The sequence below is a fragment of the Klebsiella pneumoniae genome, from assembly GCF_000742135.1.
Taxonomy (GTDB): Bacteria; Pseudomonadota; Gammaproteobacteria; order Enterobacterales; family Enterobacteriaceae; genus Klebsiella; species Klebsiella pneumoniae.
In genome coordinates this window covers 3,959,331-3,985,222 of record NZ_KN046818.1, presented here as the reverse complement: position 1 = coordinate 3,985,222, position 25,892 = coordinate 3,959,331, and the positions used below count along the sequence as shown (strand labels likewise).

Here is a 25,892-nt window from a genome sequence, read left to right as displayed (position 1 = left end):
CATTTATTATGCGTTATGGCGGCGCTTCTCAACAGTGACGAAGCGGGTTTCTGCCGATTAATCAGAAAAGTGCCGTGACGCCGTCCCCACTCTGGCGTCCTTAACTTGTCAGCGCCAGCTAAAACGCCGACAATTCAGTCATGAATAATAAAACGGAGGCACCTATGTCCACCTCGTTTTTTGTCGCTGCCGACTGGCTGGCAGAACATATTGATGACCCGGAAATTCAGATTATCGACGCCCGCATGGCGCCCGCCGGGCAGGAGGCCCTGCGGGATATGGCCGCGGAATACCGCGCCGGCCATGTGCCGAACGCGCTGTTTTTCGATATCGAGGCGCTATCCGACCACACCAGTCCGCTGCCGCATATGATGCCGCGGGCCGAAGCGTTTGCCGTCGCCATGCGCGAACTGGGCGTCTGCAGCGATAAGCATCTGGTGGTCTATGACGAAGGCAATCTGTTTTCCGCCCCGCGCGCGTGGTGGATGCTGCGCACCTTTGGCGTAGAGAAGGTGTCAATTCTGGCCGGCGGGCTGGAGGGCTGGCGGCGCGACGAACTGCCGCTGGAACAAGGGATGCCGGAGGTGGCCGAAGGGGAATTCGACGTGCGGTTCGATCCTCAACAAATTAAGCGTCTGACCGACGTCCTGTTGGTCAGCCATGAAGGATCGGCGCAGATTGTCGATGCCCGTCCGGCGGCCCGGTTTAACGGCCAGGCCGACGAACCGCGCCCGGGCCTGCGCCGCGGGCATATCCCCGGCGCGCTGAACGTACCGTGGACGGATCTGGTGATTAACGGCGAACTGAAAACCGTTGACGAGCTGAACGACATCTTTTTACGTCAGGGTGTCGATTTTGAACGGCCGATCATCGCCAGCTGCGGCTCGGGGGTGACGGCGGCGGTGGTCGTGCTGGCGCTCACCACGCTTGGCGTGAACGGCGTCTGCCTGTATGACGGCTCCTGGAGCGAATGGGGCGCGCGGAGCGATCTGCCGATTGAACCGGCCCCTGCCGCTCCGTAAACACGGCGTGACCGCGGGCCTCCCGTTCCGCGGTCACTAAATAATTTCTGATTTTCTCTCCCACTTTCTTCTGCTTCTCGCTAAACCGGTTACTCTGTGCTGCCGCAGGGCTTGTTCCTGCCGAGTTCGCTTTGCCTGATGGGGAGGCAGAGCACTGGTACAGAATTCCTCAGGGCTGATAGCGCATCCAGTCCATCCCAATCTGATGTCACCACAAGGAGTGAAAATGGCATTAGTCTCTAACCCACATTCGGCTTATTCACCGCGCCTTCCCTGGCTGGGAGGTATAGCTGGCCTGCTGGCAGGCGGCGCGATCCTTTATTTTTGGCCGCAATGGAACCGGACATGGCTAAGCTTGGTGCCTGCGCCAGTCTCCGTGTATACCCGCTTTCTCGGGGTCACTCTCGAAGACGTTCCGTTAGTCACCTATTGCCATCAGGCGCTGCTGGGTTTTCTGATGGTGCTGCTCGCGCCCGGTTACGGTAAGTCGACCCTTGCCGCGTGGATGATGCATAACCCAGCGTCAAGCCGTCGCTGGCCCGGCGAGGTATTCCGTGCCTGGGTCACAAAATTTGGCCTGCTGGTCATTGTCTTTTGCAATCTGTTCTTTTTGTCCCGGGTCCCATCCGGAACCCTGGCGTTATATATTTTTATTCTCCAGCACATCAGCGTTGCCGCGGCGGTGGCGTCAGGGGTGCTGCTCCTGCGTGACGCCCGGCGCCTGGCCCGCACGTTCGACGCTCAGCTGGCGGACCTGCGTCTTCTCATGATACTTACCCTCGGGTTCCAGACGATTTTGCCGGCGCAGATCGCGCTGATGAGCGCCCGGGGCGTGAATACGCCGCTGGGCTGGTACATTGTTATCGCGCAAATGGCAGGGGTGTTACTGGCGTTTATGCTGGTCGGCGGGCTGGTGGCAGCGCTACGTTCTCTGCTGGGCGAAGAGAGGTGCCGGGCCTGGCGCGGGGATATGGCGCTCTTCAACGGCATTGTCACACTGTGCGTGACGGGATTTCTCCTCTATCACATGGTGTCTGCCTATCCGCGAATCTTTGCCGCCCTGCATTAGCTTTTGCCACCCCGCTTTTGTGCCTCGAACTGGAAGCAGAAAGAAACAGCGGGGGCTGCCGCCCCCGCTGTCAGATAATGCGGTTCTGCTTAAAATCGCGCAGGAAGCTGCCCCAGCGCTTTTCATAGAACGGCGTGATATGGGCAATCATAAAGTGGCTGATGCCCTTCTCGCCTTCCACCACCTGGCAAATATCGATAGGTTCGTCGCCTGGCAAGGTATCGGTGGCCACGCTGCCGGTGGTCTGGATAATGGCTTCAATATCCCCTTCCGCTTCAATCCCGATCAATAAGTTTGCCGGCGCGTCGGCGCGCTCTTTAATCGAGCACAGAAACGCCCGCTTGACGGTCTTCAGCGTTTTGAACAACGTGGTCAGCGAATCGACCATCTGCGCCGGCGGTTCGGCGACCTCAGACAGCAGCAGCGCTTCGCCGCCTTCCAGTACCGTCTGGGTGCTCAGTGGGCTGCCCTCTTCGCCTAACAGATGGCTGATTTCCCGTGGGGTGAACTCTTTGCCGCTCTGCAGCTTCGGGTTGAGGAATAACGATTCGCCCAGCGTCATCGCCATCAGCGTGCGGGCCGGCATCATCACGAAGGCCTGTTCATCCGCCACCGCCTGCTGCAGCGCCTCCAGCGAGGTAAAGAATGGAATCACCGAGGTACCGTCGTCTTTTTCCCAATGCTGCAGATCCAGCGCGCTATCTTCGACAATCTGCTCGCCATCGGCTGCCCTGCCCGGCACCCAGACGGTGGCCTCCAGCAGCGCGCTGAAAAATGCCGGACGATGGGCAGGCTCAGTCGCCGCTTTTTCCAGCAGGGTTTCTAATTCATTTTTTGTATCTGACATAGTTTGGCTACTTCACAATGAATTGCCCGGCGGCCATTCGTCCACGCGGGCATATGGTTTTCCTGGCCGGGTAAGCGCGGGCGCCACCCGGCAAGGCCATTACTCAGCTGTCAGCAGGTTAGCAATGGTACGCACGCCAAGCCCGGTGGCGCCCGCCGACCACTGCTCAACGGCAGATTTGCGGTAGGTTGCCGAACAGTCGATATGCAGCCAACCCTGATGGTAGTTTTCCACGAAGTGGGACAGGAAGCCCGCCGCGGTGCTGGCGCCGGCCGGATAGGCCGCGCTGCCGGTGTTGTTCAGGTCAGCAAAGTTGGACGGCAGCTGGTTGCGGTGGAACTCGGCCAGCGGCAGACGCCAGAAGGCTTCGTTTTCCGCCTGAGCGCTCGCCAGCAGGCGATTCGCCAGCGCATCGTCAAAGCTGAACAGCGCGTGGTAATCATTGCCCAACGCGGTTTTCGCCGCGCCGGTCAGGGTGGCGGCGTCGATGATCAGCTCTGGCTTCTGCGCCGAGGCGTCAATCAGGCCATCCGCCAGCACCAGGCGGCCTTCCGCGTCAGTGTTCATAACTTCAACGGTTTTGCCGTTGCGATAATGAATAATATCGCCCAGTTTGAAGGCGTTACCGCTGATCAGGTTGTCGGCGCAGCACAGGAACAGCTTCACGCGTTTGTTCAGACCGCGGGTAATGGCGAAAGCCAGCGCGCCGGTGATAGTCGCCGCACCGCCCATATCGGATTTCATCGAATCCATAAAGGCGCTTTGCTTGATGCTGTAGCCGCCGGAATCAAAGGTGATGCCTTTGCCCACCAGGCAGGCGTATACCGGCGCCTCTTTATCGCCGGTCGGGTTGTAGTCCAGCGCCAGCAGGACCGGCGGGCGCTCGGAGCCGCGGCCCACGGTATGCAGACCAAGATAGCCCTGCTCGCGCAGATCTTCGCCTTTGGTGATGCGATAGCTTATCTTCTCACCCGCCACGCCGCACAGCAGGTCGACAGCGCGCTGCGCCAGCTGCTCCGGACCCAGCTCTTCCGCCGGCGCATTGATGGTGTCGCGCACCCAGTCGATGATCGTCAGGCGGTTATCCAGCTCGCTGCGCTGCGCGTCGTCAAGGGATGGCCATTCGACCTGACGCTGACCTTTCGGCCCTTTATAGCCGGCCCAAAAGGCCCAGGCGCGATCGGTGTTCCAGCCTTCGCCGCTCAGGGCGACGTGCTTGATGCCCATGCCGTCAATTTTGCGCGCCGCGCGCTGGATAAGCCCGAGGTCGTCTTTACCGTTGAGATGTAGAGCGATGCCGTCGTTATTGATGCTCCAGGTCGCTTTTTCTCCCCAGCGACCATCGGCTGGCTGAGTAGAAAGCGTAATCTTCATAGCTTCGGTCATTATCATTATCCTTCTTAGCAAACGGGCCACCCTATGGCAGCCCGTTAAAATGTTTTCGCTTAACGCGAAATTATTCGGCCTCGTCTAGCCAGACTAGCAGAATCGCCTCGAGAATTTTTTCATTGGATGCGTTTGGATCATCATCAAACTCTTCCAAATCGCAAATCCACTGATGCATGTCGGTAAAGCGAACGGTTTTCGGGTCGAGATCCGGGTAAGCGTCATACAAGGCTTCGCCGATTTCGCGACTGTCGGTCCATTTCAGTGCCATATTAGTGCTCGCGTGCGTGGTTGATGGTGTAACGCGGGATCTCAACGACCAGATCTTCGTCGGTGACGCGCGCCTGGCAGCTCAGACGGCTGTCAGGTTCCAGCCCCCAGGCTTTATCCAGCATGTCGTCTTCATCTTCGCTACTTTCCGCCAGCGAGTCAAAACCTTCACGCACGATGCAGTGGCAGGTGGTGCAGGCACAGGATTTTTCGCAGGCGTGTTCAATTTCGATACCGCTACGCAGCGCGGCATCGAGAATGGTTTCACCGGTCTCAGCTTCCACAACGATGCCATCCGGACACAGGTCCTGGTGGGGCAGAAATACAATTTTTGGCATTTTAAACCTCGTCCACGGATTGGCCTTTCAGCGCGATACGGACCGACTGATCCATACGGCGAGCGGCGAATTCCTGGGTTTGTGTGTCGATATTTTTAATCGCTTCTTTAATCGCGTCAGCGTCGTCGCCTGCCGCGGCGGCGCGTACCTGCTCCGCAGCGGCATCGATGGCCTGACGCTCCGCGGCGCTTAACAGCGCGGCGTCGGCGGCCAGCGCGCTTGTCAGGCTCTCCAGTACGCGCGCGGCTTCCACTTTCTGTTCAGCCAGCATGCGCGCCTGAATATCCTGTTCGGCGTAGCTCATCGAATCTTTAATCATGGTGGCGATTTCGCCATCGGTCAGACCGTAAGACGGTTTCACCTGGATGGAGGCTTCCACGCCGGTCGATTTTTCCATCGCCGTAACGCTCAGCAGGCCATCGGCATCCACCTGGAAGGTAACGCGAATATGCGCCCCGCCCGCCGGCAGCGCCGGGATACCGCGCAGCGCAAAGCGCGCCAGCGAACGGCAATCCTGGACCAGCTCACGCTCGCCCTGCATCACGTGAATGGACATCGCCGTCTGGCCATCTTTGAAGGTGGTAAACTCCTGCGCGCGGGCCACCGGAATGGTGGTATTACGCGGGATCACTTTCTCCACCAGGCCGCCCATGGTTTCCAGGCCTAACGACAGCGGGATAACGTCGAGCAGCAGCAGTTCGCTGTCCGGCTTGTTGCCCACCAGGATATCGGCCTGGATCGCCGCGCCGATGGCGACAACTTTGTCCGGGTCAATGGAGGTCAGCGGAGTGCGACCAAAGAACTCGCCAACGCGCTCACGCACCAGCGGCACGCGGGTCGAACCGCCGACCATCACCACTTCCAGCACTTCTTGCGCTTCAACGCCAGCGTCTTTTAGCGCCCGACGGCAGGCCATCAGGGTACGTTTTACCAGCGGGGCAATCAGATCGTTAAACTGGCTGCGGGTGATATCGCCCTGCCAGCCGCCGACCTCGACGTGCGCTGCCTCGGCATCGCTCAAGGCGATTTTCGCCGCGATGGCGGCATCCAGCAGCTCACGCTGCAGACGGTTATCGCTGCGGTCGCTGAAGCCCGCCTGCTCGCGCAGGTAGTCAGCCAGCAGGTGATCGAAATCATCGCCGCCGAGAGCCGAGTCGCCGCCGGTGGCCAGCACTTCAAACACCCCGCGGCTTAAACGCAGAATGGAGATATCAAAGGTGCCGCCGCCGAGATCGTAGACCGCAATCACCCCTTCCTGGCCGGAGTCGAGGCCGTAGGCAATAGCCGCCGCGGTCGGCTCATTGAGCAGGCGCAGCACGTGCAGGCCCGCCAGACGCGCCGCGTCTTTGGTTCCCTGGCGCTGAGCGTCATCGAAGTAAGCGGGAACGGTAATGACCACGCCGTCGAGTTCGCCGGCCAGCGCTTCGGTCGCCCGGGCGGCCAGCGCTTTGAGGATATCGGCGGAGACGCGAATCGGGTTCAGCAGGCCGCCGGCCGTCTGGATCATCGGCAGGCCGTTTTCACTGGCCTGCAGCTGATACGGCAGATGCGGGTAACGGTTTTGAATATCGGCGAGGGAGCGCCCCATCATCCGCTTCACGGAGCTGATGGTATTGGCAGGATCCTGAGCGGCGTTAAGCCGGGCGTCATAGCCGACGGTCAGCCCCGAAGCGTGGTAGTTCACCACCGACGGCAGCAGATAGCGGCCTTGATGATCGGGCAGAGTCTCGGCCTGGCCGCTACGCACGGTAGCCACCAGAGAATTGGTGGTGCCCAGGTCGATACCGGCCGCCAGACGACGCTGGTGCGGCGCGGCGCTCAGGCCGGGCTCACTAATTTGTAATAAGGCCATAATTGCTTCCGAAAATTAAAAATCGAGCAGTTTTTCTTCGAGTTCTTCAGCACTGCTGCGCAGTTTATCGAGGAAACGGAGCTTACGAACCGTGTCCGCCGCCGCCTCCCAGCTCTCATTATGCAATTGGTCAACCATCAGCTGCTGACGGGTATCAAACAGCGCTTTCACCCGTTTGATAAAACCTTCCAGCCGCGCGTCGTCTTTCGCCTGGCCGATCTCATCCAGCTCTTCGCGCAATTCCAGCTGTTCCATCAGGAACGCGGTATCGCGAACGGTATGCTGCTCGCTGGCCAGATCGAAGCCATGCAGCGAAAGGAGATATTCTGCGCGAGTCAGCGGATGGCGCAGCGTCTGCCAGGCCTGGTTTATAGTGGCGGAATGCTGAACCGCCGCAAGCTGTTCCGCCGCAGGCGCGCTGGCAAATTTATCCGGATGGTACTGGCGCTGCAGATCCTGATACCGGACAGCCAGTTGTTCAAGCGAGAGGGTATAGCTGGCTGGTAACCCGAAGAGGGTGAAATAGTCCATAGTAACCTCAGGGTCATGCATCTAAATTAAAACCCCACGCGCGGCGTGACCGCGGTGGGGTTGAGGAGTACCGATTATACGTTAAAGCTTTCGCCGCAGCCGCACTCATCTTTGACGTTAGGGTTAGTGAATTTGAACCCTTCGTTGAGGCCTTCTTTGACGAAGTCCAGCTGAGTGCCGTCGAGGAATTGCAGACTTTTGCCGTCGATCACGACCTTCACGCCTTTGTCTTCAAACACGGTGTCTTCAGCCGCCGGCTCGTCAACAAACTCCAGTACATAGGCCATACCCGAGCAGCCGGAGGTTCTTACGCCCAGGCGCAGGCCAAACCCTTTACCGCGGTTCGCCAGGAAGGCATTGACTCGCGCTGCTGCACTGTCGCTAAGAGTAATCGACATAACAAAACCTCAACTAATTATTTTGCTTCACGTTTGCTTTTGTAATCCGCAATCGCGGCTTTAATCGCGTCTTCCGCCAGGATCGAGCAGTGGATTTTCACCGGCGGCAGTTCCAGTTCATCGGCGATATCGGTGTTCTTGATCGCCTGCGCTTCGTCCAGCGATTTGCCCTTCACCCACTCGGTAACCAGGGAGCTGGAAGCGATAGCGGAACCGCAGCCGTAGGTCTTGAAGCGCGCGTCTTCAATGATACCTTCATTGTTGACTTTAATCTGCAGCTTCATCACGTCGCCGCAGGCCGGCGCGCCGACCATGCCGCTGCCGACGTTCTCGTCGCTGTTGTCAAAAGAGCCGACGTTGCGCGGATTCTCGTAATGATCGATAACTTTTTCGCTGTAAGCCATGATGAATTCTCCTTATTGGTGCCGAATTAGTGATGTGACCATTCAATGCTGTTCAGATCCACGCCCTGTTTGAACATTTCCCACAGCGGAGAAAGCTCGCGCAGACGGCCAATGGATTTGCGAATCAGATCGATGGCATAGTCAATCTCTTCTTCGGTAGTGAAACGACCTAAAGAGAAACGAATAGAACTGTGCGCCAGTTCATCAGTCATGCCTAACGCGCGCAGCACGTAGGATGGCTCAAGGCTCGCGGAAGTACAGGCTGAACCGGAGGAAACCGCCAGGTCTTTCAGCGCCATAATCAGCGACTCGCCTTCAACATAGTTGAAGCTGACGTTAAGAATGTTCGGCGCGCCCTGCTCGAGGTCGCCGTTGAGGTACACTTCTTCCATATCCTTCACGCCGTTCCACAGACGGTTGCGCAGCGTGCGCAGACGCGCCATCTCGCTTTCCATCTCTTCTTTGGCGATACGGTAAGCTTCACCCATGCCGACGATCTGGTGAACAGGCAGAGTACCGGAACGCATACCGCGCTCGTGGCCGCCGCCGTGGATTTGCGCTTCGATACGAATACGCGGCTTACGACGTACGTACAGCGCGCCGATGCCTTTCGGACCGTAGATTTTGTGACCGGAGAAGGACATCAGGTCAACTTTCAGCTGGCTCAGATCGATAGGCAGCTTGCCCACGCTCTGGGTGGCGTCTACGTGGTAAATGATACCGCGGGCGCGACACATCTCGCCGATGGTAGCGATATCCTGCACCACGCCGATTTCGTTATTCACATGCATGATGGAAACCAGGATGGTGTCGTCACGCATCGCCGCTTCCAGCTCTTTCAGATCGATAATCCCGTTGCTCTGCGGCGCCAGGTAGGTCACTTCGAAGCCTTCGCGCTCCAGCTGACGGCAGGTATCCAGAACCGCTTTATGCTCGGTTTTGCTGGTGATGATGTGCTTGCCTTTTTTCTGATAAAAGTTGGCTGCACCCTTGATCGCCAGGTTGTCGGATTCAGTCGCACCAGAGGTAAAGACGATTTCGCGCGGGTCGGCGCCGACCAGCTCGGCAATCTGATTGCGGGCGATATCAACCGCCTCTTCAGCCTGCCAGCCAAAACGGTGGGAACGGGAGGCCGGGTTACCAAAGGTCCCGTCCATGGTCAGGAACTGCATCATTTTCTCGGCAACACGCGGGTCCACCGGCGTGGTTGCGGAGTAATCGAGGTAAATCGGTAATTTCATTGCTCTTAAACTCCGTACATCACTCAATGCAAGGAATCAGGCAACCGGCTTGATGTACGACCGAGTACACGGAATGTCGGAGCATCCCGGCCTGATTCTGAAAGCTCTTTATAATCGTTGTCCCGCCGTTTCGCGCCGCCTTGCCCTGTCAGCCGCAGCCCGAAACGGGACGGGTCACTCAGGCGCGCAGTTTAACGTCAATCGCGTCCTGGGTGCGCGCATTGCGCTGGGTTTCGTGCTGATGCTGACGACCGGAAACATCGAGGATCTCCTGGTTATTCACCAGTTCCCCGAGGGTGATATTGTTCAGGAAGCCGGTCAGGCGCTCGCTCAGGTCGCGCCACAGCGCGTGAGTCAGGCATTTATCGCCGCCCTGACAGCCGCCCTTGCCCTGGCAACGGGTGGCGTCAACGGATTCGTCCACGGCGCTAATGACTTCGCCGACGGCGATACTGCCGGCATCTTTACCTAACAGATAACCACCACCTGGGCCACGAACGCTGGAAACCAGGCCATTTTTACGCAGGCGAGAGAACAGCTGTTCCAGATAGGAAAGCGAAATTCCCTGACGCTCTGAAATATCTGCCAACGGCACCGGGCCCGTTTCAGAGTTGAGCGCAACGTCAAGCATCGCGGTCACGGCATAACGCCCTTTAGATGTCAGTCTCATGTCTTACTTAACCTCAAACTCGCCCCTGGCCGGGCTTTTTATTAATATGGGTATTGCATAGCAGGGCCAAGTCTGACATTCCCGAGTAATTTGGTCAACTATTTACTTGACTGTTTTAGTCAGGTATTTGGCTTTCCGTGCCGTTTTACTTCCGCATAGCCTGATACCTTCATCGCGCCAGGCGAGCCCGATTCGTAGCCCGGATAAGCGAAGCGCCATCCGGCGTTAACGCGGTTACTTACCTTTATTCTGCTGCTCAATAGACGCCAGCATGCCGCGCAGGATGTTCAACTCCTGGCTTTCCGGACGCGCGCGGGTGAACAGACGACGCAGCTTGTTCATCACCTGCCCCGGATGATTCGGGCGGATAAAGCCGGTCGCCAGCAGCGTCTGCTCAAGATGGTCGTAGAATCGCTCCAGATCGTCCACCAGCGGGTACGGCGCCTCTTCATGCTCAACCGCCGGCTGCGCTTGCTCCTGCGCCGCCAGCCAGGCCATCCGCACTTCATAGGCGATAACCTGCACCGCCATCGCCAGGTTCAGCGAGCTGTACTCCGGGTTGGCGGCGATCGCCACGTGATAGTGGCACTTCTGCAGTTCATCGTTGGTCAGACCAACGCGCTCGCGGCCAAAGACCAGCGCCACCGGCGCATGCTGACCTTCGGCGACGCTTTTCAGACCGCATTCGCGCGGGTCGAGCATCGGCCACGGCAGCGTGCGGGAGCGCGCGCTGGTGCCAACCACCAGGCTACAGCCTGCCAGCGCTTCATCAAGGGTATCGACAATCTGCGCGTTGCCGATCACGTCGCTGGCGCCCGCGGCCAGGGCTATCGCCTGCGAATCGGGTTTGACCAGCGGATTGACCAGCCACAGGTTAGTTAAGCCCATGGTTTTCATCGCGCGGGCTACGGAGCCCATGTTGCCGGTATGGGAGGTTTCTACCAGTACGATTCGAATATTTTGCAGCATTATGGTTCTTCGGCTAAAGATTATTCGTGCATGCTACCATAAAACGGAGACATAAGCAGATTTGGCTGCTATTATATGCGCCGTTTTTTCCCGTTCTTTAACATCCAGTGAGAGAGACCGATGCATCCGATGCTGAACATCGCCGTGCGCGCCGCGCGCAAGGCGGGTAATTTAATTGCCAAACACTACGAAACGCCAGACACCGTAGAAACCAGCCAGAAAGGCAGCAATGATTTTGTGACCAACGTCGATAAAGCCGCCGAAGCGATTATTATCGAAACCATTCGCAAATCTTACCCGCAGCACACCATTATCACCGAAGAAAGCGGTGAACACGCTGGCGAAGAGCAGGATGTTCAATGGGTTATCGATCCACTGGATGGTACCACCAACTTCGTTAAACGTCTGCCGCACTTCTCTGTTTCCATCGCCGTACGCATCAAAGGGCGTACTGAAGTCGCGGTGGTCTACGATCCGATGCGTAACGAACTGTTTACCGCGACCCGCGGCCAGGGCGCGCAGCTGAACGGCTACCGTCTGCGCGGCAGCAACGCTCGCGACCTCGACGGCACCATTATCGCGACCGGCTTCCCGTTCAAAGCGAAGCAGCACGCCACCACCTACATGAATATTCTCGGCAACATGTTTACCGAATGTGCCGACTTCCGTCGCACCGGCTCTGCCGCGCTGGATCTGGCCTATGTGGCCGCCGGCCGCGTTGACGGTTACTTTGAGATCGCCCTGAAACCATGGGATTTCGCCGCAGGCGAGCTGATCGCCCGTGAAGCTGGCGCGATTGTCTGCGACTTCACCGGCGGTCATAACTATATGCTGACGGGCAACATCGTTGCCGGTAACCCGCGCGTGGTGAAAGCGATGCTGGCGAACATGCGCGAGCAGCTGAGCGACGCGCTGAAGCGTTAATCTCTTACTGATGTCAAAAAGGAAGCCGCGGCTTCCTTTTTTTATGTCATTTTATCATGTTGAGGATCTGGCGAATCACCGCATTGCCGCCAATACAGAGCACCGTCAGGCCGCTAAACAAGGCCAGCGGTCCGCGCCAGCGCAGACAGCCCTGCGTCCCCAGCCAGCGCCGGAAACACAGCGCTATCCCTACCGTCGCCAGGCGGGCTAACAGCACGCCGACCATCGCCGGAACCAGCAGCAGCCATCCCCACAGAGGCAGCTCATACTGCTGCGCACTGAGTAAAATCCATACCAGCTGAAACGGCAGATAAAAGCTCAGGGCAAAGATCAGCGGAATGCGAATATTGCCTGCCGGTGCGGCAACGCCCTGAAAGTCGCGCCAGCCGTCGCGCAGCAGTATTCCAGCCAGCACCAGCGTGGCCAGATAGCATACGTCGTTAAAGATGCCCACGATCTGCATTAGCCTGTCGCTGCTTAGCTTACCCATAAACGCGAAACGCCAGAAAATGATCACCAGAAAACCGAACTGCAACACCCAGCTGCGCAGGATCCAGTCGACCATCTCCCGCGGCGAGGGCTGGTTATGCACAGCCCAGGCAACAATGGGCAGTTTACTGTGACCGGGATGGCAAAAGGCCAGCACGAAGCCCGACAGCGTTAGGGTGGCGTAGGCCACCAGCGGAATATCCGCGACACTCGCCACCCCGAATCGCATAACATACGGCATAGCGTGGTAGACACGCACCAGATCTGACGGCCACCAGCTGGCCAGGACTGGAAACCAGAATACGATCGCCAGGCCCGCCAGCAGCCCGGCGGCGCCGGCGCAGCCATAATAGAACCGCCCGCTCTGCGCGGGAGAAACGATATTTGCGGCCATAGCGACTCCTTGTCATCCGCCGAAAAGCGGAAAACTAGAGCATCGCTTCGCCAGCGGCAAGCGCTGGCGCCCACTTTAGGATTTGCGCCCGGCGTCTGTCTAAAACGGACGGATCCCACCGCCGGCAGGGACGGCGCTGAGCCACATCACCCCTGCCGCCGCCAGCAATATGACGCCGCCGGCCAGCGCCAGCGTCGCCCAACTAACCTGCTTCCATAACGCTGGCGCCTGATGGCGACTGAGGCGGATCGCCAGTTGGCGGAACCCATGCACCAACAGCGCCAGCGCCGTGATAGTCAACGAGGTTCCCGCCGCTATCGCCAGCGCCGCCGCCATCCCCCAGCCAAAAACGCCGATTACCTTGCTGAACAGCAGAACCATGATCGCCCCCGAGCAGGGACGCATGCCCATCGACAGGACAATCGCGGCGCGAGCCCGCCAGTCGTCGCCGGCCTGCAGCTGCTCCGGGGCCGGGAGATGCTGATGCCCGCAGCCGCAGTGTTCGTTATGAACATGATGCGGGGTAAAAGCGGTAAACGTTGGCCGGCGCAGCAGCAGACGCAGCTTTTTTAACGCCCGCCAGCACAGCAGCAGCCCTAACGCACCCACCAGCAAATAGCTCCCCTTCTCCAGCCAGAAACTGCTGAGGTGCAGCTGGCGCGCCGGCAGCTGCAGCAGCGCCAGCACCACGACCACCAGCGCGATGGCCACCAGCCCCTGTAATAAAGAGGCGGCCAGCGTCAGGCCAATGCTTGATTTCAGCTTCGCGGGATGGGTGGCAAGCCAGGTCGTAATGACAATTTTACCGTGTCCGGGCCCTAAGGCATGGAGCACCCCGTAAACGAAGCTAAACCCCAGCAGCGACAGCCCTGCCGCCGCCGGGTTCTCCGCCACCGCCTGCAGCAGGCGGCTGAGTTCCAGGTTGAGCGAACGCTGCCAGACTGCGCTCTGCATCAGCACCTGCGGCCACGCCCGCCACAGCCAGATGCCGCCGATGATGCTCACAGCCAGCAACAGCGCCAGCGGCCACAGCGCTTTCCAGCGCGAAGATCGCGCGCGCGGAGTAAAAATTACTGACATGTCAGGGTCACCTTCTGGGCAAAATAGCTGCCCAGCGCCATATCCTCCGGCGGCGCATCCGCTTTATCCAGCGACTGGGCGTATGAGAGCATTTTGTCGTTCGGTTTTGGCGTCATCACCGTTGCCTTACAGGCGGCCCGCAGCCCTGCGGGCAGGGAAAAATCGCTATCCTTGTCATAAAACATATCGACGTAGTAGGTCGGGTCGAAGGTGGAAAAGGTAAACGTCTGCCCGGCAATGGGTTGCGGCGTCGCCAGCGGCAGAGTAAAGGTGAGTACCGCCTGCAGTCCGTCACGTTCGAGGCCGTAACCGTCGGGACGATTGTCAAATTTAACCCGCTGACCGTTATGCCACAGCTCGCTGAAATAGTGCTGACCGAGCACGTTGGCCATCACCTCCGCCGCCAGCTTTTTCCAGACTTCGCTGCCCGGTTTGGCGTTTCCGGCATCATAGAGCAGATCCGATGAGGTAATTTCATCCATCGTCCAGCGCATTTTAAAGGCGCTCAGCAGACCATCCTTGACCACCGGCTCGCTTTGCAGGCTGATGAAGCTATGCGGATGAGCAGCGGCCGACCATGATAAAACCATGAAAAACGCCGCGCTTGTGCATTGTTTCACTCTGTTCATCTGTTCCTCACGTGAAAAATTCTGTGAACTTCGCCAGCAATCCTGAGTAAAAGCGGACGCTCTTCCCTGCCCACGCCGCGGTCATTGTCTATCCTTAGCGGAAACCCTAACTGGAACTTACCAGATGATGACCGTCATTGAACCACCATCTGCGCTTTCCAGTCCACAGCGCCGTAGCCAGGTGCTCCTGATGTTTTATCTGCCCGGACAGTCGGTGACGACTGAACGGCTTGGCAGGATCAACCTCGTTGATGAGACCACGGCCCGGCAGGATATTGAGGAGACCGGACGCGAAATTCAGCGTTACCACCGTTTGACCCTCCAGTCACAGGTGGACGGCAGCTATCGGATTGAAGGCGCCGCGCTCGACCAACGTTTATGTCTGCTGCATGCGCTGCGGCGGGGGCTGCGCCTCTGCCCACAGTTCGTTAATCATCATTTTACCCCGGCGCTGAAAACGCAGCTTAAACAGGAAGGCATTGCCCGCACCTTATACGATGATACCAATCTGCAGGCGCTGGTGAACCGCTGCGCGCGGGCGCTCAATCGCCAGTTTGACTGCCGCGACGTGCAGTTTCTGCGCTTGTACCTGCAGTACTGTCTGCTCGAACATCACCGGGGATACTCTCCGGACTTCAATGAGGAACAGCAACGCTGGGCTCAAACCGCCGCCGAGTTCACCCTGGCGCAGGAGATTGTCCGCCACTGGCAGCGTCGGGTCGGCGCTCCGCCCCATGTCGGAGAACCTTTTTTCCTCTCGCTGCTGTTTATGTTGCTCAAAACCCCCGACCCGGTCCGCGACGGTCACCCGCACGATCGCCGCCTGCGGCTGGCTATCTCCGGCCTGATCCACCGCTTTCAGATCCTCGCTGGCAGAGCGTTCAATGATGAGCAGGGGCTCAGCGATCAACTCTATATTCATTTGTCGCAGGCGTTGATCCGCAGCGTGTTTGCTATCGGCATCGACAGCACGCTCACAGAGGAAGTGACCCGGCTCTACCCTCGCTTACTGCGTACCACCCAGGCGGCATTGAGCGAATTCGAGGAGGCCTGGCACATCCGTTTTAATGAGGAAGAGACCGGTTTAATCGCGGTGATCTTTGGCGCCTGGCTGATGCAGAAAAGCGACCTGCACGAGAAACAGGTGCTGTTGCTAACCGATGACAACCCAGCTATTGAAGAGGCCCTGGAACAACAGCTGCGCGAACTAACGCTGCTGCCGCTGAATATCAAATACCAGAGCGTAGAGCGCTTTCAGAAGGAAGGTGCGCCCAAAGGGGTGACGCTTATCGTCACCCCCTATGCGACGGCGCTGCCGCTGTTTTCGCCGCCGCTTATCCACGCGGAGAACTACTTCACTGAACGCCAGCAGCAGCATATCTGCGCCATGCTCGAGGACTAGGCCGCCACCGCTTTTGGCCGTATAGCCATCGCCGGGAGCGTCAGCAGGGCCATCACCCAGAATACGCCCTGGTGCAGGTGCTGATAGAGGAAACCGGCGAAGACGGTCATGATGGCAATGCTGCCGCCCATCGCCACCGCGGAGTAGACGGCCTGCAGACGGATCACTTCGCTACCCTGACGGGCGGCGATATAGCGCATCGCCGCCAGATGACACACCGTGAAGGTGCCACAGTGAAGGATCTGCGCAAGGATGAGTCCCGGCAGCGCCGTGGTCCAGCCCATCAGTCCCCAGCGAATCAGCCCGCAGACGGCGGAGAGCAACAGCAGGTCGCGGGCGCTGAAGCGGCGGAACACCTTTTTACTCAACGCGAAGATCACCACTTCCGCCACCACGCCTAACGACCACAGATAACCGACCGCCGAGGCGGAATAGCCGGCCTGCTGCCAGTAGATGGCGCTAAAGCCATAGTAGGCGGCATGCGCTCCCTGCAGCAGACAAACGCAGGCGAGAAAGCGCCAGCTTTGGCGCACCAGCGTCAGCCAGGCCGCCATTCCGGCCCCCTGCTGCTGGCGCGACTCCCCCTGGGGCATCACCGACGGCTTAAGCAGCATGCCGAGCAGCATCGAGGCGACCCCCAGGCTTAGCATCAGCAGGATCGCCCGGTAATCGAACAGGCTCACCAGCTTGCCGGTCAGCGCCGAACCAATCACAAAGGCAATAGAGCCCCATAGCCGCACCCGGCCATAGTCCATGGTGATCTGCTTTTGCCAGGTATTGGCCAGAGCATCCGTCAGCGGCACCAGCGGCGAAAAGAACAGGTTGAAGCCGATGATGATCGCCAGCAGCCATGCTACGTGGCTGCCGGCCCAGAAGGCCAGCGCGAAGAGCAAGGTTAACAGCGCCAGCACGCGCAGCGCGGCGATCAGCCGGGAGGGATCGCTCACCCGCGGGGCAATCAGCAGACTGCCGAGAAAACGGGCCACCAGACCGGCGCCAAGCAAAATGCCGATGGTTTCCGGAGTCAGCCCGTTTCCGGCCAGCCAGACGCTCCAGAAGGGCAGAAAAATACCGTAGCTAAAAAAGTAGGTGAAATAACTGAGCGCCAGCCAGCGCGTGGAGTGCAAGACCATGATTTCCTCCCGAATGGTGGCGATAGTCTGGCGATAAACCCCGGCGGGCGCAAGATGCTCTTGTCTGCTGATAGCTCGTTATTTATGCCCCCTCGATGATGATTTTCAGCGAAAAATTCAGCTTATCTCCCGCGCCTAAAACTCGCAGCCCCGGCTGCCCGTCCATGTTGTGGGCGTTTACCGGATGGCTTTGCGGCTCGAGGCAAAGGAATGATTCACCTTGCATTCTGAACAGCATCAACCACGGAGTTTGCGATAGAATTGTGATATTCATCACGTCATTGCTTACCCTCGCCCGCCCGCCCCAGCCGGAATAACCCACGTTCAGCCAACGATCTTCACCGAACTGAGCCACGCTGAAATTGGCATAGTCGGGCAAGTTTCCTTGCCAGTTGAGAGGTAAGTGATTCTCCCCTTCCGGCCAGTAACCGCTGACCTGGAACTGAACCTTGCTGCGTTCATCGAAAGGGAAAAAGGGATGAAAGCCGCAGCCGTAAAGCGCAGGGACCTCCCCATAGTGGGTAAGCGTTAGCTCCGCTATCAGCTGGTTACGCAGCAACTGGTAGCGGAGCTGCGCCAGATAATCGAAACCGCAGGCATGCTGCCGACGCAGCTGTAATACACAATACTCGGCGCCGCACTCAATAATATCCCAGCGCTGTAACCAGCCGTCACCGTGAAGAAAGAAATACTCGTCGGCATGGTGGCGAGGCAGGACAATCTCCTGCCCATGAAAAATAAAACGGTTGCCGGCGACGCGATTGGCCAATGGCAGCATCGGAAACATGCCGCCGGCGGGATTTTCATATAGCACCGGCGCTTGATATTGCCGCGAGAATAAACTTTGCACTTTGCCGCCCAGAGAAGAGACGCACATCCGCAGATGCGCGTTCTCCAGAATCCACTCTTCCGCCATTAGCGCATCTGCTCCTGCTTCGCCGCATTCACGCCCGTATGACGCTGCGCCAGCTGCTCTTCCAGCGCTTCGAGGGTGATACCTTTCGTTTCCGGGACGTTGCGCAGGATATAGAGGTAGCCGGCAGCGCAAATGACACCATACAGCAGGAAGCTTCCTGCCGCGCCCAGACCGGCATTAAGCAGCGGGAAAGTATAGGTTAACAGGAAACAGGCGATCCACAGCGCCAGGGTACCTAAAGACATCGCGAGTCCACGTACGCGGTTGGGAAAAATCTCCGCCAGCAGCACCCAGGTCACCGGCGCCAGGGTCAACGCATAAATAGCAATCGCCGCCAGCACCAGCAACAGTACCGGCCACCCCATAATGCCCATGGCGTAAGCGCCGGCGATCAGCACATAGATCAGCGTCAATCCCGAAGCGCCAAGCAGCATTAATTTACGGCGACCGATTTTATCCACCAGCGGCAGCGCCGCAATGGTAAAGACCAGATTAACGACGCCCGTCGCGACGATCGATTTCAGCGTGCTGTTAATATCGAACCCCGCCGAGGCAAAAATCTCCTGCGCGTAGTTAAAGATGACGTTAATCCCACACCACTGCTGGAATATGGCGAGCACCATGCCAATGATCACAATCGGTTTCACCTGGGGAGCCAACAGCGCGCCGTAGGAGACTTTATTGTTATCCTTTTCCAGGGTATGCGCGATTTCACGCAGGATCCTGTCGGCATAGTCGGCAGAACCAATGCGTTCCAGCGCAGCCCGGGCGCGCTCCGGTTTACCGGCCTTCATGAGCCAGCGCGGCGACTCGGGGACAAAAAACATCAGGACCAGAAACGCCAGCGCCGGCACCAGTTCCGCACCGAACATCCAGCGCCAGCCCATCTGCCCATTCCAGCTGTCCACAATCATCTGCTGCGTCGCCCCCGGCTCCACCGGTTCAGCAATCATCAGATTGATTAACTGAGCGGCCAGCACGCCAATCACGATGGTGAGCTGATTGACCGCGACAAAACGTCCTCTTTTCTCTGCCGGGCTGACTTCGGCAATGTAAAGCGGGCTGAGAGCGGAAGCCAGACCAATCCCTACGCCGCCCACAATGCGGTAAACCACAAACATATCGAAATGACTGGCGACCGCCGTCCCCCAGGCCGACGCGCTGAACAGCACGGCGGAAAGAATTAATGGCAGCTTGCGCCCCAGTTTGTCTGCGCACCATCCCGAAATTAATGCGCCGAAAATACAGCCCAACAGCGCTGAGCTCATCGCCCAGCCGGACTGCGCCGGGTCCGTAATTGAAAACCAGGCTTCATAAAATGGCTTAGCGCCGCCAATCACCACCCAGTCATAGCCAAACAGTAAACCACCGCAGGCGGCGACCAGACAAATCGTCCAGACGTAGCCCATTTTGAGATGTGTCTGCGCGTTGTTCATAATGATTCCTCTATAAGGGAAACGCAGGGAACAGTAGGGTTCAGGCGGGCCGAGCCCGCCCATTGAGGTTCAGGAAAAAATGCCGCTTTGCAGGGCATGGCGAATCAGATGCGCCTTATCATGAGCCGGATTTATTTGCAGAAGCTGCTGCATCCTCTGCTGGCAGGCGGATACGTTGCCCAGCCCCAGATGGCCCAACGCTTCAATAAACAAGCAGTGCTGCTGATGTCTCTGCTGCGCTGATACATCGAGAACCACCAGGTCCGGAAGAGAGACGGCAAAAAAATCGACTTGCGGAACGTCATCCCGATGCTGCGCGGCCCAGTCGATAAAATGGCGGAAGTGCTGCTCGGCCTGCGCTGGGTTACCGCTCTTACGCAGCGCAATGCCCTGCCAGAAAAGATAATCGGCGGGTTGATCGTTGTAGTACCGCCCGGCGTCCAGCGTTGAGCCCCCTTGCCGGGCAAGCTGGTAATATTCCGCCGCCTGCTGCGCATCCCCAGCCTGTTCTGCGCAGTAGCCCAGCAAATACCAGATATCGTTATCCGTTTGCCCAGGCAGTCGCCCCTCCCCCAGATTGTCGGGATAGCGTAATGCGGCTTTCAGACAGTCCGTGGCCTGTTTAAACGCCCCACGCTCGATGAACTGTAATGCCCGATGGAGCTGATTGAGCAAATACTGGCCGGTGATTTTCCCTTCTCCTCCTTCCCAGGGATGGAATACGCGCGTATCCAGAATCGCGGCGGCATCGGCATAATGACCGGACGCGTTCCACAGGCTTAGCAGCTCAGCGGTCAGGTCGTCCCGCTTCAGCACCACGGCTTTACGTTCCACCAGCGTCGTCAGTCGCTCATGTACCGACCTGGCCAGTAATTTTTGCAAAAAATCGAGTTCAAACAGGAAGCGCGCATTTTCCGGCTCCAGCGCTACGGCGCGCTGCAGATAAGCCAGCGCCTGCGTTGCATCCTGCTGTTTATTCCAGGAGTAAACGCCCAGCAGACGATGAGCGGGCGCATAATCGGGAGATTTTTCGAGCGTCTCGCGCCAGCAGCTCACCGCCTCGTCATAGCGACGTTTGCTGTACCAGAAGCAACCGAGTAGATAGCGGGCAAAAGCGCTGTCGCCCAGCGACTGCAGCATCTGAACTTCATCGAGCGAGTTAGGGAAACGAACATTGTGCGCATGGCAGTGCTCGGCGGCGGCAATAAACTGTTGGCGTTCATTGGCATCATCACTTAGCGACGCACGCCAGAGCATCGGCAGCGCTTCCTGACTGTCCAGAACCGCAAGAACCTCTTTCACCGCCGACGTCTGTCCGATAGAGAGCAGCCAACCCGCCAGCAGGCTGGCGTTGACCCCTCTGCGCCCCGTGATGCGCAGCAGGGTTTCTCGCGCGTCGTCGCTCCGCTCAATCATCCAGCGCGCGCAGTGCAGCGGATAGCTCAATGGGTATTGCTCAAGAGAGGCGAAAATAAACTCTAGCGCTGCTTTCTTCTGCCCACTGTTGGCTAATGCCAGCGCTTTCAACCCCATCGCCAGAGGATTGCTGGCGTTGAACCGCAGACTGGTGTTTACTTTTTCCAGCGCATCGGCAACATCACCGCGCTTCATCGCCAGCCGTGCCAGCGACCACCAGGCGGCGTCACGGCAGTTACCGCTCCAGGAGGCTTTGTAATAGTGATCCCAGGCGCCTGCATCATCCCCCATCCTTTCCAGCACGCTGGCAAGCAGCATACTGGCTTCGCCATCTCGCGGGTTCTTATTCAAACGATGCGCGCGCTGTAGCGCAGCACGGGCACACTGTTCCGCCAGCGCCCAGTCGGCACTGTTGAACGCCAGGGTACCGAGGGCAACATTATTGCGATAATCCTGCGGATCGAGCTCAACCGCCCGACGATAGTAATCCCCGGCGTAGCGGCTTGCGTGGTTGTATTGTTCAAGGTGCTGGCCGATAAAATAGAGCTCGTCGCCATTGTGGATCGCTTCCGGTAACGCGGGCGCTATAGCTGGTTCGGGCAGCGGCGTCTGTTGGGTAATATGTTCCTGATAATCCAGCAGCGGCTGGTTCTCGGCGGTTTTCACTTTGAGGGTTAAGCGCCCGACGCCATTTTCCGGCAGCGTCTGCTGCCAGCTCTCACCGGGCTTCAGCGTCAGCTGAGTTTCGTACAATGGCTGATGGTCAGCGCTGAGTTCAACCACGATATGATTTAGCGGAGCAATGGCATATACGCCAAGCTGCAGTTGCCCAGACTCGCGAACCAGCTTCAGTGCCAGCTGTGTATTGGCATTTTGCACCATCCCTAACTCGCTGTAGGGAAGGAAATTTTGCACAAACACCTTCTCTTCATAAGGCGCAAGCCACGTAAAGTCAGGCTGGTTATCGGTGAAGACGCCGGTCATCAGCTCAATATAAGGGCCATTTTCATCAGTCAGATTTCGATCCCAGGCTTGGCCAAAATCCCCGTACCCCCAGCTCCACTGTTTCTTGCCAGGAGAGACATGGTGATCGGCAACATGCAGTAACCCGCCTCGCTCGTCATGATGATAAGCGCCGACAAAATCGTAATCCGACTTCTCCGCCATATACGAAGTGGGTACCGGGACGTTTTTATAACGGGAGATATCAACCCCCGCAGAATAGTCCACTTTGTAGTAGGTACCGGTGGCAATCGGGAAAGCGGAAACATCACGCTTACCATGGTCGAATACAGCGGTGACATCGGGTGGGAATACACTCTGGTGGGCATCGCCGCCTTTTACTGCAGGGTTGGCCCACCACAGGAAATGGCGCGGCGTGGCGTTACCATTGAAGATCTTGCCAGTGATTTCAATCAGCGCGCGGTCAGGATAGAGCGTAAACCCGGCCATAACCTGCAAACCGCGCATGGGCTCCGCTTCCCCCATCCATACGGTCTGCGCGCCGTTTTCTCCCTGCTGAATAGAAAAATCGACCGGCTTAAAGGTCGTCGGCCGGTGATGTTGCGGCCAGTTAAATTCGATTCCGCCGGAGATCCAGGGCCCGAGCAGCCCTACCAGGGCTGGCTTAACCACCTCATTGTAATAGACGAAATCACGTTGTTTGACTTTGTCATATGCCCGGTGAATACGGCCGCCAAGCTCCGGTAGCAGCATGACCCGAAGGAAATCATTCTCCATCCACACTGCCTGATAATCGCGCATTTCGCGTTCGCCGGTCAGGGTATCAATCACGCCGTAGGGATAGACGCTGCCGGAAGATCCTTGATAAACACGTTTTTCCAGAAACATAGGGTTCGGATCTTCCGCTCCCGTTGTCCACGTTGGTAATGAAATGATTTCCTGCCAGACCTTAACCAAACCGTACATGATGCCTCCACTAAACAAAACGAAGTAAAAGTTGCAATAACAGGAGTCTATATCGCCAATTAGCTGTTAAAATGCGCAATGCTCACGCAATATAGTTAAGGGAGTTAAGTGTATGCAGCGTACTGGCTTTAATAATGCCCGGGTCCGGCAGGCCAATAAGTCGATTTTTCTTTCCCATCTGTGGCGGGAAAAGCAGCTCAGTAAATCACAGCTCTCTCAACTCACCGGTCTCTCCATTCCGGCGGTGAGCAATATTCTGGCCGAGCTGCTTAGCGAGGGATTGATCGGTCACTCAACGGAACACTTGAGCAAACGGGGCGTGAACAGCGGCAGCTACCAGATCCCCGAGCACGGCGCCTGGACACTGTGCATGAATATCACCCCGACCAGCATTGAATATCAGCTTGCCGACGCCCGCCTGCTGGCAGTGGATGGCCATCAGCATTTGCCGGTCAACGCGCCCACTCCTCAGGCCCTGCTTGAGGCCATCGTTGAATGCTGGCGGCATATCCACCGCCGCTACCCGCAGCACAGCATCAATCTCGCCCTTGGCGTGCATGGACAGGTTGATCCGATTACCGGCGTTTCACAAACCATGCCCCAGGCACGCTGGAAAACACCGATCGAAATAAAGTATCTGCTTGAGGAGCGGCTTGGCGTGCAGGTTCGGGTGGATAACGACTGCGTGATGCTGGCGCTGGCGGAGAAGTGGCAGCATCAGGGTACACAGCAGGATTTTTGCGTGATCAACGTCGACTACGGTATTGGCTCGTCATTTGTGATTAACGATCATATTTATCGCGGCAGTCTGTACGGCAGCGGGCAGATAGGGCATACGATTGTCAATCCTGACGGCAAAGCCTGCGACTGCGGAAGATACGGTTGCCTCGAAACCGTTGCCTCTCTCAGCGCGCTGAAAAAACAGGCCCGAATGTGGCTCAAAACGCAGCCTGAAGCAACGCTCGCCCCCGAGCAGTTAACCACGGCGTCGCTCATTGAGGCCTGGAAAGAGGGAGATGTGCAAATTCGCGCATGGGTTGATAACGCTGCCAACGCGATTGGCTTAAGCCTCTATAATTTCCTGAATATATTAAATATTAATCAAATCTGGCTTTACGGGCGCAGCTGCGCCTTCGGTGAGCAGTGGCTGGAAAGTATCGTCAAACAAACGGGTTTCAACCCCTTTGACCACCGGGATACACCGCGGGCGCACGCCACCCAAATTGGCTTTGGCCAGCTGACACGCGCCCAGCAGCTGATGGGGATAGGTTATCTGTACGTTGAGGAGCAATTGCAGACGCTGGTTTAGTCATAAACGAACGTGGCGGAGCGCAAATTTGTGTATTACGTTTAAATCACACGTCTCTCATAACGAGCTGATTATGAACACACTCCGCTATTTTGATTTTGGCGCTTCCCGCTCTCTGTTGCTGCTTATCGCCCGCATCGCCGTGGTGATTCTGTTTATTCTTTTTGGCTACCCCAAACTGCTGGGCTTTGACGGTACGGTGCAGTACATGGCCGCCTCCGGCGCGCCGATGCCGGCCCTGGCGGCGATTATCGCCGTCATTATGGAAGTGCCTGCCGCGATTCTGATTGTGCTCGGCTTTTTCACCCGCCCGCTGGCGGTCATCTTTATTTTCTACACCCTGGGCACGGCGGTGATTGGCCATCACTACTGGGATATGACTGGCGATGCGGTATTGCCGAACATGATTAACTTCTGGAAAAACGTCAGCATCGCCGGCGCTTTCCTGCTGCTGGCGGTAACCGGCCCCGGGGCGATCTCCCTCGACCGCCGCTAATATCCAGACGCAAAAAAGGCCGCATACGCGGCCTTTTTGATGTCAACGCTAACGCTTACGCATATACCGGGAAGCGGGCGCAGATATCCAGCACTTTACCTTTCACGCGTTCAATGACCGCGTCGTCATTGATATTGTCCAGCACGTCACACATCCAGCCAGCCAGCTCTTTGACTTCCGCTTCTTTAAAGCCGCGGCGAGTCACTGCCGGAGAACCGATACGGATACCGGAGGTTACGAACGGGCTCTTCGGATCGTTCGGCACGCTGTTTTTGTTGACGGTGATGTTGGCGCGGCCCAGGGCAGCGTCAGCTTCTTTACCGGTCAGGTTTTTATCCACCAGGTCCAGCAGGAACAGGTGGTTCTCAGTACCGCCAGACACCACTTTGTAGCCGCGGTTCAGGAACACTTCCACCATCGCTTTAGCGTTTTTCGCAACCTGCTGCTGGTAAACTTTAAACTCTGGCTCCATCGCTTCTTTCAGCGCCACCGCTTTCGCCGCGATAACGTGCATCAGCGGGCCGCCCTGCGCGCTTGGGAACACGGCAGAGTTCAGTTTTTTGTACAGCTCTTCGCTACCGCCTTTCGCCATAATCAGGCCGCCGCGCGGACCCGCCAGGGTTTTGTGGGTGGTGGTGGTCACAACGTGAGCATGCGGAACCGGGTTCGGATACACACCAGCGGCAATCAGGCCTGCCACGTGCGCCATATCGACGAACAGGTAAGCGCCGATGCTGTCAGCGATTTCACGCATTTTCGCCCAGTCAACGATACCGGAGTAAGCGGAGAAACCACCGATGATCATCTTCGGTTTGTGTTCCTGAGCCTGCTTCGCCATATCGTCATAGTCAATTTTACCGGACTCATCGATACCGTAAGGGATGATGTTGTACAGTTTGCCGGAGAAGTTAACCGGGGAGCCGTGAGTCAGGTGGCCGCCCTGCGCCAGGTTCATCCCCAGCACGGTGTCGCCCGGCTGCAGCAGCGCGGTGTAGACGGCAAAGTTAGCCTGGGAGCCGGAGTGCGGCTGGACGTTAGCATAGTCAGCGCCGAACAGTTCTTTCGCGCGGTCGATTGCCAGCTGTTCAACCACGTCGACGTATTCACAGCCGCCGTAGTAACGCTTGCCCGGATACCCTTCAGCATATTTGTTGGTCAGCTGAGAGCCCTGCGCCTGCATAACGCGCGGACTGGTGTAGTTTTCGGAGGCGATCAGTTCGATGTGCTCTTCCTGACGTACTTTTTCCTGCTCCATAGCCTGCCACAGTTCGGCATCATAATCGGCAATGTTCATTTCACGCTTTAACATCCGCATCTCCTGACTCAGCTAACAATAAAATTT

25 protein-coding genes are annotated in these 25,892 nt (G+C 57.7%); 6 read left to right on the top strand and 19 right to left on the bottom strand.

Translation table 11 applies throughout. The features are described from left to right. Positions 1-164: 164 nt before the first annotated feature. Together sseA and DR88_RS06810 are read left to right on the top strand one after the other, a co-directional pair. On the top strand, positions 165-1,022 hold the full coding sequence (gene sseA, locus DR88_RS06805; protein ID WP_002913950.1) for a 3-mercaptopyruvate sulfurtransferase: 858 nt from the start codon (positions 165-167) through the stop codon (positions 1,020-1,022). A gap of 226 nt (positions 1,023-1,248) precedes the next feature. Beyond that, complete coding sequence (locus DR88_RS06810; RefSeq protein ID WP_004180898.1) at positions 1,249-2,091, top strand: hypothetical protein; 843 nt, start codon at positions 1,249-1,251, stop codon at positions 2,089-2,091. 70 nt (positions 2,092-2,161) lie between these two features. Here DR88_RS06810 and sseB read toward each other — a convergent pair whose 3' ends face one another. The 11 genes from sseB to trmJ form a co-directional block, all read right to left on the bottom strand. After that, positions 2,162-2,938 carry an enhanced serine sensitivity protein SseB gene (sseB, locus tag DR88_RS06815; protein ID WP_025860540.1) on the bottom strand — a complete coding sequence of 259 codons (777 nt, stop codon included), beginning with the start codon at positions 2,936-2,938 and terminating at the stop codon, positions 2,162-2,164. 99 nt (positions 2,939-3,037) lie between these two features. Then, on the bottom strand, positions 3,038-4,324 hold the full coding sequence (gene pepB, locus DR88_RS06820) for an aminopeptidase PepB (protein ID WP_004185110.1): 1,287 nt from the start codon (positions 4,322-4,324) through the stop codon (positions 3,038-3,040). A 70-nt stretch (positions 4,325-4,394) separates the two neighbouring features. Then, a complete protein-coding gene (gene iscX, locus DR88_RS06825) occupies positions 4,395-4,595 on the bottom strand; it encodes a Fe-S cluster assembly protein IscX (RefSeq protein WP_002913954.1) in 201 nt (66 codons plus the stop codon). Position 4,596: 1 nt separating this feature from the next. Then, positions 4,597-4,932, bottom strand: coding sequence for an ISC system 2Fe-2S type ferredoxin (gene fdx, locus DR88_RS06830; RefSeq protein WP_002913956.1), 336 nt, complete (start codon positions 4,930-4,932; stop codon positions 4,597-4,599). Between the two features lies 1 nt (position 4,933). Then, the gene (hscA, locus tag DR88_RS06835; protein ID WP_004149343.1) at positions 4,934-6,784 is read right to left on the bottom strand and encodes a Fe-S protein assembly chaperone HscA; all 1,851 of its coding nucleotides are present in this window, start codon (positions 6,782-6,784) and stop codon (positions 4,934-4,936) included. 15 nt (positions 6,785-6,799) lie between these two features. Further along, complete coding sequence (gene hscB / locus DR88_RS06840) at positions 6,800-7,315, bottom strand: co-chaperone HscB (RefSeq protein ID WP_004174835.1); 516 nt, start codon at positions 7,313-7,315, stop codon at positions 6,800-6,802. A gap of 74 nt (positions 7,316-7,389) precedes the next feature. Next, on the bottom strand, positions 7,390-7,713 hold the full coding sequence (iscA, locus tag DR88_RS06845) for an iron-sulfur cluster assembly protein IscA (protein WP_002913979.1): 324 nt from the start codon (positions 7,711-7,713) through the stop codon (positions 7,390-7,392). A gap of 17 nt (positions 7,714-7,730) precedes the next feature. Then, on the bottom strand, positions 7,731-8,117 hold the full coding sequence (gene iscU / locus DR88_RS06850; RefSeq protein ID WP_002913991.1) for a Fe-S cluster assembly scaffold IscU: 387 nt from the start codon (positions 8,115-8,117) through the stop codon (positions 7,731-7,733). A gap of 26 nt (positions 8,118-8,143) precedes the next feature. Next, positions 8,144-9,358: a cysteine desulfurase gene (iscS, locus tag DR88_RS06855; RefSeq protein ID WP_002913992.1), complete on the bottom strand. Its 1,215-nt coding sequence runs from the start codon at positions 9,356-9,358 to the stop codon at positions 8,144-8,146. A 178-nt stretch (positions 9,359-9,536) separates the two neighbouring features. Beyond that, positions 9,537-10,028, bottom strand: coding sequence for a Fe-S cluster assembly transcriptional regulator IscR (gene iscR, locus DR88_RS06860; RefSeq protein WP_002913993.1), 492 nt, complete (start codon positions 10,026-10,028; stop codon positions 9,537-9,539). 234 nt (positions 10,029-10,262) lie between these two features. After that, positions 10,263-10,997 carry a tRNA (cytosine(32)/uridine(32)-2'-O)-methyltransferase TrmJ gene (gene trmJ / locus DR88_RS06865; RefSeq protein ID WP_002913994.1) on the bottom strand — a complete coding sequence of 245 codons (735 nt, stop codon included), beginning with the start codon at positions 10,995-10,997 and terminating at the stop codon, positions 10,263-10,265. Positions 10,998-11,117: 120 nt separating this feature from the next. Here trmJ and suhB point away from each other — a divergent pair, with 120 nt between their 5' ends. Continuing rightward, positions 11,118-11,921: an inositol-1-monophosphatase gene (gene suhB, locus DR88_RS06870; protein ID WP_002913995.1), complete on the top strand. Its 804-nt coding sequence runs from the start codon at positions 11,118-11,120 to the stop codon at positions 11,919-11,921. Between the two features lie 46 nt (positions 11,922-11,967). Here the strand turns inward: suhB and DR88_RS06875 are convergent, their stop codons facing one another. The 3 genes from DR88_RS06875 to DR88_RS06885 form a co-directional block, all read right to left on the bottom strand. Next, complete coding sequence (locus tag DR88_RS06875; protein ID WP_032421652.1) at positions 11,968-12,804, bottom strand: hypothetical protein; 837 nt, start codon at positions 12,802-12,804, stop codon at positions 11,968-11,970. Between the two features lie 99 nt (positions 12,805-12,903). After that, positions 12,904-13,884 (bottom strand): nickel/cobalt transporter, encoded by a 981-nt coding sequence (locus DR88_RS06880; RefSeq protein WP_004149346.1) that lies wholly within the window; start codon positions 13,882-13,884, stop codon positions 12,904-12,906. After that, a complete protein-coding gene (locus tag DR88_RS06885) occupies positions 13,875-14,513 on the bottom strand; it encodes a DUF1007 family protein (RefSeq protein ID WP_004151988.1) in 639 nt (212 codons plus the stop codon). The genes DR88_RS06880 and DR88_RS06885 overlap by 10 nt, the downstream gene beginning before the upstream one ends. A 124-nt stretch (positions 14,514-14,637) precedes the next feature. On the opposite strand from DR88_RS06885, the gene csiE reads away from it, so the two are divergent. Beyond that, complete coding sequence (gene csiE / locus DR88_RS06890) at positions 14,638-15,915, top strand: stationary phase inducible protein CsiE (RefSeq protein WP_004149348.1); 1,278 nt, start codon at positions 14,638-14,640, stop codon at positions 15,913-15,915. Here the strand turns inward: csiE and DR88_RS06895 are convergent. From DR88_RS06895 to DR88_RS06910, 4 genes are all read right to left on the bottom strand, one after another. Further along, the gene (locus tag DR88_RS06895) at positions 15,912-17,048 is read right to left on the bottom strand and encodes a 3-phenylpropionate MFS transporter (RefSeq protein ID WP_004149349.1); all 1,137 of its coding nucleotides are present in this window, start codon (positions 17,046-17,048) and stop codon (positions 15,912-15,914) included. The genes csiE and DR88_RS06895 overlap by 4 nt on opposite strands. A gap of 82 nt (positions 17,049-17,130) precedes the next feature. Beyond that, positions 17,131-17,964 (bottom strand): aldose 1-epimerase, encoded by an 834-nt coding sequence (locus DR88_RS06900; RefSeq protein ID WP_004149350.1) that lies wholly within the window; start codon positions 17,962-17,964, stop codon positions 17,131-17,133. Further along, entirely contained in the window at positions 17,964-19,400 is a 1,437-nt protein-coding gene (locus tag DR88_RS06905) for a sugar porter family MFS transporter (protein ID WP_002914018.1), read from the bottom strand. The genes DR88_RS06900 and DR88_RS06905 overlap by 1 nt, the downstream gene beginning before the upstream one ends. 69 nt (positions 19,401-19,469) lie before the next feature. Beyond that, complete coding sequence (locus DR88_RS06910) at positions 19,470-22,745, bottom strand: DUF5107 domain-containing protein (protein ID WP_004149352.1); 3,276 nt, start codon at positions 22,743-22,745, stop codon at positions 19,470-19,472. 112 nt (positions 22,746-22,857) lie between these two features. Here DR88_RS06910 and DR88_RS06915 point away from each other — a divergent pair, with 112 nt between their 5' ends. Both DR88_RS06915 and DR88_RS06920 read left to right on the top strand, forming a co-directional pair. Further along, on the top strand, positions 22,858-24,054 hold the full coding sequence (locus DR88_RS06915) for an ROK family transcriptional regulator (RefSeq protein ID WP_004149353.1): 1,197 nt from the start codon (positions 22,858-22,860) through the stop codon (positions 24,052-24,054). Between the two features lie 73 nt (positions 24,055-24,127). Then, positions 24,128-24,550, top strand: a complete 423-nt coding sequence (locus DR88_RS06920; RefSeq protein ID WP_025860533.1) for a DoxX family protein — start codon at positions 24,128-24,130, stop codon at positions 24,548-24,550. Positions 24,551-24,605: 55 nt separating this feature from the next. Here the strand turns inward: DR88_RS06920 and glyA are convergent, their stop codons facing one another. After that, a complete protein-coding gene (gene glyA, locus DR88_RS06925) occupies positions 24,606-25,859 on the bottom strand; it encodes a serine hydroxymethyltransferase (RefSeq protein ID WP_025860531.1) in 1,254 nt (417 codons plus the stop codon). Between the last annotated feature and the right edge of the window lie 33 nt (positions 25,860-25,892).